Source organism: Pseudoduganella buxea (assembly GCF_009720835.1).
GTDB classification, from domain to species: domain Bacteria; phylum Pseudomonadota; class Gammaproteobacteria; order Burkholderiales; family Burkholderiaceae_D; genus Rugamonas; species Rugamonas buxea.
Genome location: NZ_WNKZ01000304.1, coordinates 1 through 276, shown reverse-complemented (window position 1 = coordinate 276; position 276 = coordinate 1). Strand labels below are relative to the sequence as shown.

Sequence of the window (276 nt, the reverse complement as noted above, 5' to 3'; positions counted from 1 at the left end):
TTCGCTGGCGCCACCGCTTTCTTGCCATGGCCAAGGACGACCGGCCCAAGCCCTTGAGCGGCATCGTCGAGGCCGACGAAACGTATTTACTGGAATCGCAGAAGGGCGCGCGTCACATGACGCGTCCTCCCCGGCGGCGCGGGGGCCGTGCGAAAAAACGGGGCATCAGCGGCGAACTGGACTGCATTCTCGTGGCGCGCGACCGGCAAGGGCGTACTTGCGATTTCGTCCCGGGGCGCGGGCCCGTCACGGTGGCGCAGTTGCAGCAGCATTTGT

General features: G+C 66.3%; 1 pseudogene. It reads left to right on the top strand.

Annotation, left to right across the window (positions count from 1 at the left end):
* Positions 1-276 (top strand): annotated as a pseudogene (locus tag GM672_RS30295) (IS1595 family transposase); the annotation flags it as partial.